The 13103-nt window shown below is 71.4% G+C and carries 7 protein-coding genes and 3 pseudogenes; 4 read left to right on the top strand and 6 right to left on the bottom strand.

The genetic code is table 11. The annotated features are described in order from the left end of the window. Together ACWD3D_RS23060 and ACWD3D_RS23055 are read right to left on the bottom strand one after the other, a co-directional pair. Nucleotides 1-101 (bottom strand): annotated as a pseudogene (locus ACWD3D_RS23060) (carbohydrate ABC transporter permease); the annotation flags it as partial. A gap of 47 nt (nucleotides 102-148) precedes the next feature. Further along, nucleotides 149-1831 (bottom strand): cytochrome c biogenesis protein CcdA, encoded by a 1683-nt coding sequence (locus tag ACWD3D_RS23055; RefSeq protein WP_451462713.1) that lies wholly within the window; start codon nucleotides 1829-1831, stop codon nucleotides 149-151. A gap of 614 nt (nucleotides 1832-2445) precedes the next feature. On the opposite strand from ACWD3D_RS23055, the gene ACWD3D_RS23050 reads away from it, so the two are divergent. After that, nucleotides 2446-4767 carry a helix-turn-helix domain-containing protein gene (locus ACWD3D_RS23050; RefSeq protein ID WP_451462712.1) on the top strand — a complete coding sequence of 774 codons (2322 nt, stop codon included), beginning with the start codon at nucleotides 2446-2448 and terminating at the stop codon, nucleotides 4765-4767. 99 nt (nucleotides 4768-4866) lie between these two features. Here the strand turns inward: ACWD3D_RS23050 and ACWD3D_RS23045 are convergent, their stop codons facing one another. Genes ACWD3D_RS23045 through ACWD3D_RS23035 form a run of 3 tightly spaced genes read right to left on the bottom strand, consistent with a single transcriptional unit; the run spans nucleotide 4867 to nucleotide 6789 of the window. After that, nucleotides 4867-5274 carry an arsenate reductase ArsC gene (locus ACWD3D_RS23045; RefSeq protein ID WP_451462711.1) on the bottom strand — a complete coding sequence of 136 codons (408 nt, stop codon included), beginning with the start codon at nucleotides 5272-5274 and terminating at the stop codon, nucleotides 4867-4869. Then, complete coding sequence (arsB, locus tag ACWD3D_RS23040; RefSeq protein WP_451462710.1) at nucleotides 5267-6391, bottom strand: ACR3 family arsenite efflux transporter; 1125 nt, start codon at nucleotides 6389-6391, stop codon at nucleotides 5267-5269. Before arsB ends, ACWD3D_RS23045 begins: the two co-directional genes overlap by 8 nt. Continuing rightward, complete coding sequence (locus tag ACWD3D_RS23035; RefSeq protein ID WP_451462709.1) at nucleotides 6388-6789, bottom strand: ArsR/SmtB family transcription factor; 402 nt, start codon at nucleotides 6787-6789, stop codon at nucleotides 6388-6390. Before ACWD3D_RS23035 ends, arsB begins: the two co-directional genes overlap by 4 nt. 80 nt (nucleotides 6790-6869) lie before the next feature. On the opposite strand from ACWD3D_RS23035, the gene ACWD3D_RS23030 reads away from it, so the two are divergent. Both ACWD3D_RS23030 and ACWD3D_RS23025 read left to right on the top strand, forming a co-directional pair. Beyond that, nucleotides 6870-7343 carry an ArsI/CadI family heavy metal resistance metalloenzyme gene (locus ACWD3D_RS23030; RefSeq protein ID WP_451462708.1) on the top strand — a complete coding sequence of 158 codons (474 nt, stop codon included), beginning with the start codon at nucleotides 6870-6872 and terminating at the stop codon, nucleotides 7341-7343. 291 nt (nucleotides 7344-7634) lie between these two features. Continuing rightward, nucleotides 7635-8061 (top strand): annotated as a pseudogene (locus ACWD3D_RS23025) (pyridoxamine 5'-phosphate oxidase family protein). A 202-nt stretch (nucleotides 8062-8263) separates the two neighbouring features. Here ACWD3D_RS23025 and ACWD3D_RS23020 read toward each other — a convergent pair. Continuing rightward, complete coding sequence (locus ACWD3D_RS23020) at nucleotides 8264-9013, bottom strand: transposase family protein (RefSeq protein ID WP_451462707.1); 750 nt, start codon at nucleotides 9011-9013, stop codon at nucleotides 8264-8266. Nucleotides 9014-9220: 207 nt separating this feature from the next. Between ACWD3D_RS23020 and ACWD3D_RS23015 the strand changes: the two are divergent. Next, nucleotides 9221-13103, top strand: a pseudogene (locus ACWD3D_RS23015) (SDR family NAD(P)-dependent oxidoreductase); the annotation flags it as partial.

Here is a 13103-nt window from a genome sequence, read left to right as displayed (position 1 = left end):
AGGGCGAAGAAGAACTCGTTCCAGGCGGTGATGAAGGCGAAGAGGGCGGTGGCCACGATCCCGGGGGCCAGCAGCGGGGCGGTGACCGAGACGAGCCGCCTCCCGCCGACGCGGGCGGCGCCACGGTGAGGCCGGAGGCGGCCCGGCCTCACCCGAAGGTGAACGAGTAGGCGCTGAGCCCTGAGGAGAGCTTGAGGGTCAGCACGTCCTGTCCGGACCCGGTCCCGCCCGCCACTCGGTAGAGGTTGGGCGCGCCGGAGACTGTTTGCGTGGTGGTCTTCCCGTTCAGGGTCGCGGTGACGGTGCCGGTCCCGCCCACGTCCAGGTAGACGTCGTGGGCGGAGAAGCGCAGTTCGATCGTGGAACTCCGCTTGCTGGTCAGCGCTTCGGAGCCCACGTTCCACTCACCGTTGAGAGCGTACTGGCCGGGCTCCAGCCTTCCCTTGTGGACGAAGACGCCGGTGCCCTTGTTGAGAGGCCCGTTCGCGACGGAGAGGCTGCGTCCGGCCCCCAGCCCGATCTCCGGGGTCTGGTCGGGATCGGTGGGGGTCTCGTCCGGCACGTCCACGGGCGCGGGCAGGGAAGAGCCCGGGTGCGCCGCGGCCAGCAGCTGCCGTATCGCCTTCTCCTCGTCGGCGTAGCCGCCCTCACCGACGGAGACGTGCCGTACCCGCCCGTCGGCGTCGATGAGGTACTCGGCGGGCCAGGCGACGTTGTGGAAGTTGTTCCACGTCGTGAACCGGTTGTCCAGAGCGATCGGATACGTGATGCCGAGCCGTTCGGCACCCGACTTGACGTTCCTGGGCACGTGTTCGAAGGCGTACTCGGGGCTGTGTACGCCGATCACCTCCAGACCGTGCGCCTTGTACCGCTCGTACCAGGCGTTGACGTGCGGGATGGCGCGGTGGCAGTTGATGCAGGAGTAGGCCCAGAAGTCGACGAGGACCACCTTGCCCTTCAGGGCGTCCCTGGTCACCGGCGCGCCCTGAGGTGTGTTCAGCCACTGCCCCGTACCGGAGATCTCAGGTGTGCTGCCGCAGTCGCGCAGTTCCGTGGAGGGCTGCTCCACGCACTCCTGGAGTGCTCGGTTCCCGTCGGAGCCGGCCGCTGAGACCCCGCCGGCGATCGCCTTGTTGATACGGGCGGTGTAGTCGGGGACCGCGCGTTGCAAGGCGTCGGTGACGTTGAAGGTCAGGCCCAGTGCCAGGACGACGAAGACCAGGCCGGCGGCGATCCTGACGCCCCGCTGCCGGGTCCGGAAGGCCCGCACCCGTTCGCCGATGCGCCGGCCCGCGAGGGCGAAGAAGAGCAGGGGAATGGCTGTGCCGACCGCGAACGAGACGGCCAGCAGCACGGTCCGTACCCCGATCCGCTGGGTGGCCCCGGCGACGGTGATCGCCGCGAGCACCGGGCCGGCGCACGGCACGTACACCGCGCCGAGCGCCAGGCCGACGAGGAACCCGCTGCGTCTGCCGACCACTTGCCGCTGCCCGACCCGCGCAAACGGACGCTCGAGCAGATCCTGCAGCTTCGGGAACATCATGGCGATGCCGATCAGCAGCAGGACCCCGAGGCCCGCCCAGCGGATGATGTCTTCGGGCAGTGGCAGAGCGCCGAGCACCAGGGTTCCGAACAGGGTGATCAGGCTGAAGCTGAGCACCAGCCCGGCCATGACGGCGTAGGGCCGGCCCCGGTGAGCCGGTTCCGCCGCGTCCTGCTGCGTCGCAGGGAGCCCTCCCGACAGGAATACCAGGGGCAGGACGGGCAGGATGCACGGAGAGACGGCGGTGACGAACCCGCCCACCAGTCCGATGAGTATCAGCGTGAGCAACGCAACCTCCATGGGCGACGCCACTGCCTTCATCAGGCCCGCGAGCGTCGGTGGGCGGAGGACCGCGCCGTCGCGACCTCACGAACTGACGGGCGGCCGGCCGAAAACAGGCGTCGCCCGCATCAATGAGCATGACTTTGCGGCATACGTGCGTCACCTGTCAAGGAGGTGATGAAGTTGTGGGGCGGTCTCGCGCTCGCTGGTCGCGGACGTGACTGACGAAGGACGGAGTCGGCAAGCTCTGCGAGCGCCCCCAGGGCGAGTCCTGCCGGGCGGGAGACGTGGCCGGCCCTTCAGCGGCCGGCGTGGCGTCCCGACATCCGGGCCGCCGTGACCTCCACGGCCCGAGGCAACACGCGTCGCAAGCTCGACGACATGGCCAGGACGACCGGTCTGCTCCCGCGGTGCGATCCGACCGCGTCGTCCGCCTCGACGGCCGGATCGGGTTCCCGATCGAGCGGTTCGACAGTGCGGAGGCGGTCGGGTCACGGGTTGCCCGGTTCGCCAGGTGAGATGCGTTCGGGGAGCTTGCTCCGAAACCATAATCTTCTGGAGAGACAGCCGAAGCGGCGTCACCGGCTTTCCCTGCGGGGACATGCTCCAGGAGAGCGGATATGGACAAGCGGGAACTTGGCCGACTGCTGCGTGAGGCGCGGCAGCGGTCGCTGCACACACTGGAACAGCTTGCCGAGCTCTCCGGGGTGAGTGTCAGGGCCATCAGCGACATGGAACGCGGGAAGAGTCTTCCCCGCCAGGCCACCCTGGGCGAACTGATGGACGCGCTCGACATGGGTGAGGACGAGCGACGGCGTCTCGTGCTGGCGTCCGCCCGCGACACCTGGCAGGTGCCGCAGCAACTCCCGCCCGACCTGGCGGCCTTCCGCGGACGCGAGGAGGTGCTGAGGGCCGTCCACGGCTACACCGATCAGGTCGCCGAAAACGGCGGGCACGTGGTCATCTCCGCCATCGGCGGCATGGCCGGGGTCGGCAAGACGGCACTCGCCGTGCACTGGGCGCACCAGGTCGCCGACCGGTTTCCCCACGGCCAACTCTATGTGAACCTGCGGGGATTCGAGCACTCGGACAAGCCGCTCGACCCCGGTGAGGCCCTCGGCGGTTTCCTGCGGGCGCTCGGCGTGCCCAGTGGCGAGATACCGCCCGGCACCGACGAGCGCGGCGTGCTGTTCCGGGAGCGGACCAAGCCCCGGCGTCTGATCGTCGTTCTGGACAACGCTTCGAGTGCGGAGCAGGTGAGGCCGCTGCTGCCCGCCTCCACGGGGTGCCTGACGATCGTCACCTCGCGCAACCAGCTCTCCGGTCTCGCCGCGGCCGAGGGCGCCTCCCTGGTCAGCCTGGACGTATGGACCGAGGCGGAGGCCCTTGCCGCGCTGGCTGCCAGGATCGGTGAGGAGCGCTGCCGGGCGGAGCCCGAGGGCGCGGCCGAACTGGTCGCGCTGTGCGGGTATCTGCCGTTGGCTGTCGCGGTCGTCGGCGTCCAGCTCAGTGCGGAGCCCCGGATGCCACTGCGGCTCGCCGTCCGCGAACTGCGAGAGGCCCGGCCGCGGCTGGACGGCCTCGCGGTCGCGGACCACCGGGTCGACGTCCGTATCGTCTTCTCCCGGTCGTACCAGGCGCTCACACCTGGGACCGCCCGTTTCTTCCGCTATCTTGCTGTCCACCCCGGGCCGGCCGTGACCGCGCAGGCGGCTGCTTCCCTCGCCGACGTGGAACTGGGGCGGGCCCGGCAACATCTGCGCGAACTCACCTCGGCCAGTCTTCTCTCCCGGGACTCCGACGGCCGCTACGTGCTCCACGACCTGGTCCGCGCCTACGGCGCCGAACTCGTCGACCAGGAGAAGGACGACCGCCTGGGCGCGGAGACACGCCTGCTGGACTATCTGCGCCACAACGCATGCACGGTCAACGCGTTCATCGGGCAGGACCCGTACCAACTGCCCAACGTTCCGTTGCCGGGGGTGGTGCACGTGGAGATGGACAACCGCGAGGAGGGGCTCGACTGGTACCGCCTGGAGGAGGCGACGGCCGCTGCGGCCCTGCGTACCCTGGACAACCCGCTGCTGAGGCGCCACCGTATCGACGTCACGCTCGAATGGGTGGTGTACAACACCCTGGTCGCCGGTCGATGGCCCGAGGAGATCACCACCACGCGCATGGCACTCGACGCCTCCCTCGCGCTCGACGACCCCGTCGCCGTCGTCAGGATCTGCTACAACCTGGCTCGCGCCCTGGTGGAGACGGGACACTCCGACGAGGCTGACGAGCCCCTGGACCTGCTCCTGAGGCACCTGCACCGGCTGTCTCCGGAACAACAGGCCCGCGCCGAACGGAACCTCGGCTGGCTGCGGGTGCGCCAGGAACGCCACGCCGAGGCTCTGCGGCACACCCGTAGAGCCCTGGTGCTCGCCCGGGCACTCGATCACCGCGAAGAGATCGGTCGCGTGCTCACGCACGAGAGCTGGTGCCTCGCGCTGCTCGGCAGGCACCAGGAAGCCATGGCCAAGAGCGAGGAGACCCTCGAAGTCCTGCGGGAAGTCGGAGACCGGCGCAACGAGGCGGCGGTCTGGGACACCATCGGCTACGTCCAGCAGCGCATGGGCGATCTCGATGCCGCCGTCGCCGGCTACCGGACGGCACTGCACATCTTCGAAGAGCTCAGCGACGACTACATGCGGGCCGAGGTGCTGGACAACCTCGCATCCGCCCAACTGGAACTCGGAGAGACCGAGGACGCCCGGGCGAGCTGGACCGGGGCGGCCGATCTGTTCGGCGTCCTGCGTGTGGCACGCGCTGCCGAGATGCGCGCCAAGGCGGAAGCCCTGCCACCGCCTGAAGCCACGCGGCCGGCCGGAACGCCGGGCGGGGCCGTCACCGACGAGGGCGGGTACGGAAACGCGGTGGGCGCGGGGATCGGGTGAGGGGCGGACCGGCCGAGGGTGCGCGGCGCCTGTTGCCGATGCCGTGCGGTCGTCCTGGGGCGACCGGCGTCGACGTCAGTCGTCCTGCCACAGGAAGTGTCAGTCGGGCTGGAGTTCGGTGAGCAGGTTGCGGATGCGCTGTTCGATCGCGTCGCGGATCGGCCTGACGGCCTCGATCCCCTGACCGGCTGGGTCGTCGAGCGCCCAGTCGAGGTACCTCTTGCCGGGGAAGACGGGGCACGTGTCGCCGCAGCCCATGGTGATCACCACGTCGGACGCCTGTACGGCTTCGATGGTCAGCACCTTCGGAGTCTCGGCGGACAGGTCGATGCCGACCTCCGCCATCGCCTGTACGGCGGCCGGGTTCACGGTGTCGGCCGGTGCGGAGCCGGCGGAGCGGACCTCGACCGTGCCCTGGGAGAGGCTGGTGAGGAAGGCGGCGGCCATCTGGGAGCGGCCGGCGTTGTGGACGCACACGAACAGCACGGACGGCTTGGTCTCAGACACGGGCGGAACCTTCCGGGGGTGCGGCCGGAGCGGCCGTCGGGGTGGGCTGGGGGAAGAAGCGGCGGGCCCTGAGCGCGACGTAAACCAGGCCGATGAGGACGGGCACCTCGATGAGGGGGCCGACGACTCCGGCGAGGGCCTGGCCGGAGGTGGCGCCGAAGGTGGCGATGGCGACCGCGATGGCCAGCTCGAAGTTGTTACCCGCGGCGGTGAACGCCAGCGTGGTGGCCTTCGGATAGTCCAGTCCGACCGCGCGCCCGGCGGCCAGGGACCCGGCCCACATCACGGCGAAGTACGCCAGCAGCGGCAGCGCGATCCGGGCGACGTCGAGCGGCTTGGAGGTGATGGCGTCGCCCTGGAGGGCGAACAGCACCACGATCGTGAACAGCAGCCCGTACAGGGCGAACGGCCCGATGCGGGGGATCAGTTTCGTCTCGTACCAGGTGCGGCCCTTGGCCTTCTCGCCGAGGCGGCGGGTGAGGAACCCGGCCAGCAGGGGGATGCCGAGGAAGATCAGCACGCTGCGGGCGATCTGCCACACGGACACGTTGAGCGCGGTCTGCTGAAGGCCGAGCCAGCCGGGGAGTACGGAGAGGTAGAACCAGCCGAGCAGACTGAACGCGAGGACCTGGAAGACGGAGTTCAGGGCGACGAGGACGGCGGCGGCTTCGCGGTCACCGCATGCGAGGTCGTTCCAGATGATGACCATGGCGATGCAGCGGGCGAGGCCGACGATGATCAGGCCGGTGCGGTACTCGGGCAGGTCCGGCAAGAAGATCCAGGCCAGGGCGAACATCAGGGCCGGGCCGACGATCCAGTTGAGGACCAGGGACGGGATGAGCAGGCGCCGGTCGCGGGTGACGGTGTCGAGCCGGTCGTAGCGGACCTTGGCGAGCACCGGGTACATCATCACGAGCAGGCCGAGCGCGATCGGCAGCGAGACGCCGGTGACGGTGACCTTCGCGAGCGCGTCCCCGAGGCCGGGCACGAGGCGGCCCAGGCCGAGGCCGGCGCCCATCGCGATCAGAATCCACACGGCGAGGAAGCGGTCCAGGAACGACAGCCGACCGGCGACCGGCCCCGCGGGCGTCACCGCGGTGGTCGCTTCGGCGCTCACGAGGCGGCCCCGGCAGCCGCGGTCTCGGGCAGGGGCTGTCCGGCGGGCCGGGTGAGGACCTGTGCGAGGCGGTCAGTCATCTGCGGCAGCAGCCGGTAGTACACCCACGTCCCGCGCCGCTCGGAGTCGATGAGCCCGGCCTGCTTGAGCAGCTTGAGGTGGTGGGAGATCGTCGGCTGGGACAGGTCGAACGCCGGGGTGAGGTCGCAGACGCAGACCTCCCCGCCCGCCCGTGAGGCGATCATCGACAGCAGCCGCAGCCGGACCGGATCGCCCAGCGCCTTGAACACCTTCGCCAGCGTCTCGGCCTGGCCTTCGTCCAGCGGGGCGGTCAGCAGGGCGGGGCAGCCCCCCTCGACGCCGTCCTGGCCGAGCACCACAAACTCTTGTTTCGACATGCTTCTATGTTGACGTTCTTCGATCCAAGATGCAAGGTTAAATCGACAGGCATCGATACAACCGATCCGGGGAGACCGCCATGTCCCGTGCCCAGCTCGCGCTCAACGTCGCCGACCTCGAAGCGTCGGTCACCTTCTACTCCAAGCTGTTCGGCGTCGAGCCCGCCAAGCGACGCCCCGGCTACGCGAACTTCGCGATCACCACCCCGCCGCTCAAGCTCGTCCTCATCGAGGGCGAGCCGGGACAGGAGACCCGCCTGGACCACCTCGGCGTCGAGGTGGAGACCACCGACGAGGTCACGGCCGCCACCACCCGCCTCAAGGACGCCGGGCTCGCGACCTTTGAGGAGAACGACACCTCCTGCTGCTATGCCCTCCAGGACAAGGTCTGGGTCCACGGCCCCGGCAAGGAGCCGTGGGAGGTTTACGTCGTCAAGGCCGACGCCGACGAGCTCGGCAAGAGCGCCGCGCTCGGCGGCGACGCCTGCTGTGCCGGTCAGCCGGAGACGCCCGAGGCCGCGCCGACGGCTGCGGGCTGTGCCTGCGGCAGCTGAGGCATCGCGTACGCAGTACCGACCGGCGGGCCTGAGCAGGCCCGCCGGCCCGGCGCCGACGGTCACCGAGGAGACCCCGAGTGCCCGTTGGGCCGTCCGGCCTTGCAGGCGCACCCGCCGGTTACATCGTTCGTCGGCGGATTCCAGGGATCGTCGCAACACTTTGTATGTTGCGACGATCCTGGTGAGTCGGCAGGCACCACTTGCCCTGAAGGACGTAGGCCAAAGGTCGGGGTGTCCGGTCGCAGACCGGAGAACGACCATGGAGACGTGACTTCTTCGCCCTTTGACATTGATGTTTTTCTCAGTCAGCCACTCACCGCCCGCGTGGCGACTGACGGGCCGACCGTGCGGCCCGTGTGGTTCGTGTGGGAGGAGGGTGCCTTCTGGATACTGACTGGGCCATGGACCAAGCTCTTCCACCGGGTGAGCGCAGAACCACGGATCGCCCTTGTCGTGGACGTGTGTTGACGTCGCTACTGGCCTTGTCCGTCAGGTCATTGCTCGGGGGCGTGCTGAACTTGTTCCCTTCGATGTCGCCCGTGGCCGCCGTAAGCTGGTCCGATATTTGGGTTCGGACGAGTCCCGGTGGGACACACGCTTCGTCCACTACCTGCGCGACGACCCAACGGTGCGGGGCACGGTCTGGCTGAGGCTGGAGCCCTCGTCTCTGACAGCGCACGATCTGAGCTACGCGGCCTTAGGAGACGCTGAGTGAAGTGGACTGCGATCTGAGCGATCATGTTGTGGTCAGAAGTCTCGACAGGCGCTCGGCTGAGGTTTCTGCTGGTGGTGGTTGGGGTGGTGTGGGTGGTTGAGGTGGTTCGGCGTGTGTTCCAGGGTTCGTTTGTGGGCTGGTACGACGAGTCCGTGTTGCCCGTCGGAGCGGTGTGCGTCCTGGATGCGGACACTGAGCGTTTTCAGAGTGGCCTCTCGAGGGTGAGGACGGCTCTGGCGATGACGCTCATTCGGTTGGGGCTGATGCGGGATCTGCGGAAGATCTGCCAGGACTTCAGTCGTGCTATGCCTTGTTCGACGGGTGCACGGGCTGCGGGCAGGGCCCGGTTCGCGGTCTGCTCGGTGGGGTTGAGTTCGCCGCCTGGCGGGCGGCGCTTGGCGGTGGTGACCCAGTCGCCGGCACCGATATAGGCCATGTTGGCGAGGATCGGGGTGCCCTGGCGTTCGCAGGTCCGAAGGATCTGGTGGGTGCGGGCGGCAGTCAGGTCGTGGGTCCGGCCCGGCAGCGCCGGCGACAGCCAGAGAATCTCCCCGCCGGGATCTGTGACGACCTGCACGTTCACCCCGTGCCGCTTGTGTTTCGACGAGTAGTCGGCCCTGCCGTCACCGACGCGGTCGCACTCGGCGAGCGTGCCGTGCAGGAGAACAGACTCCGGATCGTGTGCGCGCAGCGTCTTCAGCAGGCCGGGTGCCTGCTCGGCGAGCAGGCCGGTGACCGCGGTGACGTAGTCATGGGCTGTGCCGACCGATATCCCGAAAGCCGCGGCGATACGGGCCAGCGTTTCGTGGCGGCGCAGGTACACCAGTACGATCAACGCCCGCCGGTGCGGTGGAAGCTTGCACCGGCGGTCACCTTCACGGGTGACGATGAGCATCGTGACCCACTCGACCAAGGCGTGAGACAGGTCGAGTACGGCAGGATAGGGAACCAACAGGGCTCCTGTGCTGCTGAGTTGAGACGTCGAACACCTCCCTCAACGGCACGGGAGCCCTGTCCGTCGCGCACCCCGAACCCACACCGCCCCGTCACCCGATCAGTGGCCACTCTGAAAACACTCACTGCCTACGGCGGGTCGGCCGACTCCATGGAGTCGGTGATCCACACCCGGTGAGTGCGTTCCGGCTGCTCCGCGCCCCGGCTGGCCGCCGACGGCCGGGTCAAGCCCTTCGCGGCCGCCGCCGACGGCACCGGCTTCGCCGAGGGCGTCGGCCTGCTGGTGCTGGAACGCCTGTCGGACGCCCGCGCCAACGGGCACCGGGTACTGGCCCTGGTGCGCGGCAGCGCCCTCAACCAGGACGGCGCCTCGAACGGCCTGACCGCGCCCAGCGGCCAGGCGCAGCGGCGGCTGATCGGCCAGGCGCTGGCCGACGCGGGTCTGACGACGGCGGACGTCGACGCGGTGGACGCGCACGGCACCGGCACCAGGCTCGGCGACCCGATCGAGGCGCAGGCACTGCTCGCCACCTACGGCCGGGACCGCGGCGAGGCCGGGCCGCTGTGGCTGGGCTCGGTGAAGTCCAATCTCGGCCACACCCAGGCCGCGGCCGGCGTCACCAGCGTGATCAAGATGGTGCAGGCGCTGCGGTACGGGCTGCTGCCGCGCTCGCTGCACATCGACGCGCCGTCGCCGCACGTCGACTGGTCGGCCGGCGAGGTGCGGTTGCTGACCGAGCCGGTGGTCTGGCCGCGTGCGGAGCGTCCGCGCCGGGCCGCGGTGTCCTCGTTCGGCATCAGCGGCACCAACGCGCACCTGGTCCTCGAGGAAGGGGACGCCGACGACGCGGTTCCCGTGTCGGCCGACCCGGCCCCCTCGTCCACCGCCGGCCCGGTACCGGTGGTGGTCAGCGCCCGCGGCGCTGCCGCGCTGCGCGCCGCCGCGCAGGCGCTGGTCCCGGTGGTCGAGGCCGGCGCCGAGCCGGTGGACCTGGTCCACGCCCTGGCCACCACCCGTGCCACGCTGGTCGACTGTGCCGTCGTGGTCGCCGCGGACCGCGACGAGTTGGTGCGTGGCCTGCGGGCCGCCGCCTCGGGCGAACCGGCGGCGAACCTCTTCACCGGCGGCGAGGAACGCGGCTCCCTGGCCTTCCTGTTCAGCGGCCAGGGCAGCCAGCGGATCGGCGCCGGACGAGAACTGAGCCGTCGCCACCCGGTCTTCGCCAAGGCCCTCGACGAGGCCGCCGACCAGCTCGGCCTGCAGCTGGACACGCCCCTGCGGGCCGTCCTGTTCGCCGAGCCCGACTCCGCCGACGCCCGCCTGATCGACCGCACCGACTACGCTCAGCCCGCCCTGTTCGCCGTCGAGGTCGCCCTCTACCGCCTGCTGGAGTCCTGGGGCCTGCGCCCCGACGTGCTGGCCGGGCACTCGGTCGGCGAGTTCGCCGCCGCGCACGCCGCCGGCGTCCTGTCGCTGGCCGACGCCGCGCTGCTGGTCGGCGCCCGCGGCCGGCTGATGGCCGAACTGCCCGAGGGCGGCGCGATGACCGTGCTGCAGGCCACGCCCGAGGAGCTCGCGCCGCTGCTGGCCGAGGTCGCCGACAGGGCCGGCCTGGCCGCCGTGAACGGGGACCGGTCCGTCGTGGTGTCCGGCGCCCGGGAGCCCGTGGAGCGGATCGCCGCGCATTTCGCCGCGCTGGGCCGCCGGGTGAAGGCACTGCGGGTCAGCCACGCCTTCCACTCGCCGCTGATGGAGCCGATGCTCGACGACTTCCGGCGCGCCGCCAAGGCCGTCGACTACCGTCCGGCGCGGATCCCGATCGTCTCGACCGTGACCGGGCGGGCCGCCACCGCGCTGGAGCTGTCGGAGCCCGACTACTGGGTGCGGCACGTCAGCAGCCCGGTGCTGTTCAGCGACGCCGTGCGCGCTCTGGCCGGCCGCGGCGTAGCCACGTACCTGGAACTCGGCCCGGACACGGCACTGACGGCGCTGGGCCCGGACCTCGCCTCCGGGGTCTTCCTGCCGACACTGCGCCGGGAGCGCGACGAGCACCGCACCCTCGCGGACTCCGTGGCGACCGCGATCGCGCGCGGCGCTGCCGCCGACCAGCGGGCCTTCGCCGCCGGGCAACCGGTGCGTCCCGTCGAGCTGCCGCGCTACCCGTTCCAGCGCCGCCGGTTCTGGCTGCCCGCGGCCCGCCCCGCGGCCTTCGCCGAGACGCTGGGGCAGAGCGCGGTCGCGCACCCGCTGATCGGCGCCGTGATCCGTACCGCCGGCGACGACGGCCTGCTGCTGACCGGCCGGGTCTCCCGCGCCGCGCAGCCCTGGCTGGCCGACCACGTGATGGACGGCGTCGCCCTGCTGCCCGGCACCGCCTTCGTCGAACTCGCGCTGCTGGCCGGCGAACACGCCGGCTGCCCGGCCGTGGCGGACCTGACCATGGCCGCCCCGCTGGTGCTGCCCGAAACCGGGGCGGTCGCCCTCCAGGTCCGGGTCGGGCCGGCCGACGACGGCGGGGCCCGCACCGTCGGGGTGTACGCGCGCCGCGAAGACGCCCCCGACCAGGCCACGTGGACCCGGCACGCCGAAGGGACGCTGACCGCCGCCGTGGCAACCAGTGCCTCCGACGCGACCGAATGGCCGCCGGCCGGCGCGACGCCGGTCGATGTCACCGCCGTCTACCAGGAACTGAGCCGGCAGGGCTACGAGTACGGCCCCGCCTTCCAGGGACTGCACGCGGTGTGGCGGCGCGGCACGGACGTGTTCGCCGAGATCGCGCTGCCGGACGGGGTGGACGCGCGCGCGTACGGGATTCACCCGGCGCTGCTCGACGCGGCGCTGCACGCCACCGACTTCGTGTGGGGCCCGGCCGCGGACGACCGGATCCGGTTGCCGTTCGCCTGGGCCGGGGTCGGTCTGGCCGCGTCCGGAGCGACCGCCGCCCGGGTGCGTCTCACCTCCGACACCGCGGACCAGGCCACTCTGTCGCTGTTCGACCCGAGCGGCGCGCCGCTCGCCACGGTCTCCTCCTACCTGGTGCGGCCAGTTCCGGCCGACCGGCTCCGCTCCGCCGGCGCCGCGGGCCATGGGCCGCTGTACGAGGTGCGCTGGCAGCCGGTCGCCGTCGACGCCGGGCAGGCGGTGCTGCCGGAGTGGAACTCCGGAACCGCCGACGCCGCCGCGGTCGTCTACCGCGCCCCGCTCGCCGAAGACCCCTCCCCGGCCGCGGCCCGCACCGTCGCCGGCCAGGTCCTGTCGGCCGTCCAGGCCCGGCTCGCCGACCCCGCCGCCGCGACGACCACCCTGGTCGTGGCGACCCGGGGCGCCGTCGCCACCGACGCGACCGAGTCGCCGAACCCGGCCACCGCGACCCTGTGGGGCCTGATCCGTGCCGCGCAGGCCGAGCACCCCGGTCGCCTCGTCCTGGCCGACGTCGACACCGATCCCACCTCCGACCGCCTGCTGGCCGCCGCCGTCGCCACCGGCCGCCCCGAGCTCGCCATCCGCGAGGGCCGCGTCCTGGTCCCCGGCCTGCTCCCGGCCGAGGCCGTCCCGACCGCCGCCGTGGCCGCGTTCGACCCCGAGGGCACGGTCCTGGTCACCGGTGGCACCGGCGGCATCGGAGCCGAACTCGCCCGCCACCTGGTGGCCAACCACGGCGTGCGCCACCTGCTGCTGCTCGGACGCCGCGGCCCCGACACCCCGGGCACCCGTGAGCTGGCCGCCGAACTCGCCGGCGCCGGTGCGTCGGTGACCGTCGAGGCCTGCGACGCGGCCGACCGCGAGGCCCTGGCCGCCCTGCTCGCCACCATCCCCGCCGCCCACCCGCTGACCGCCGTCTTCCACGCCGCCGGCGTGCTGGACGACGGCCTGATCGCCGACCTCACCGAGGAACGGCTGTCCGCGGTGCTGCGCCCCAAGGCCGACGCCGCCTGGCACCTGCACGAGCTCACCGCCGACCGCGACCTGGCCGCGTTCGTCCTGTTCTCCTCGACCGCGGCGCTCTGCGACGCCCCCGGCCAGGCCGCCTACGCCGCCGCGAACAGCTACCTCGACGCGCTCGCCGCCCACCGGCGGGCCGCCGGCC

Source organism: Streptomyces sp. NPDC002690 (genome assembly GCF_053592415.1).
The sequence above is the reverse complement of the archived record's forward strand: the minus strand, read 5'-3'. Positions and strand labels throughout refer to the sequence as shown.

Bases quoted from the DNA above. Each gene is read 5' to 3' on its own strand.
- ACWD3D_RS23050 (WP_451462712.1), top strand. From the start codon at position 2,446: ATGGACAAGCGGGAACTTGGCCGACTGCTGCGTGAGGCGCGGCAGCGG.
- ACWD3D_RS23030 (WP_451462708.1), top strand. From the start codon at position 6,870: ATGTCCCGTGCCCAGCTCGCGCTCAACGTCGCCGACCTCGAAGCGTCG.
- ACWD3D_RS23035 (WP_451462709.1), bottom strand. From the start codon at position 6,789: ATGTCGAAACAAGAGTTTGTGGTGCTCGGCCAGGACGGCGTCGAGGGG.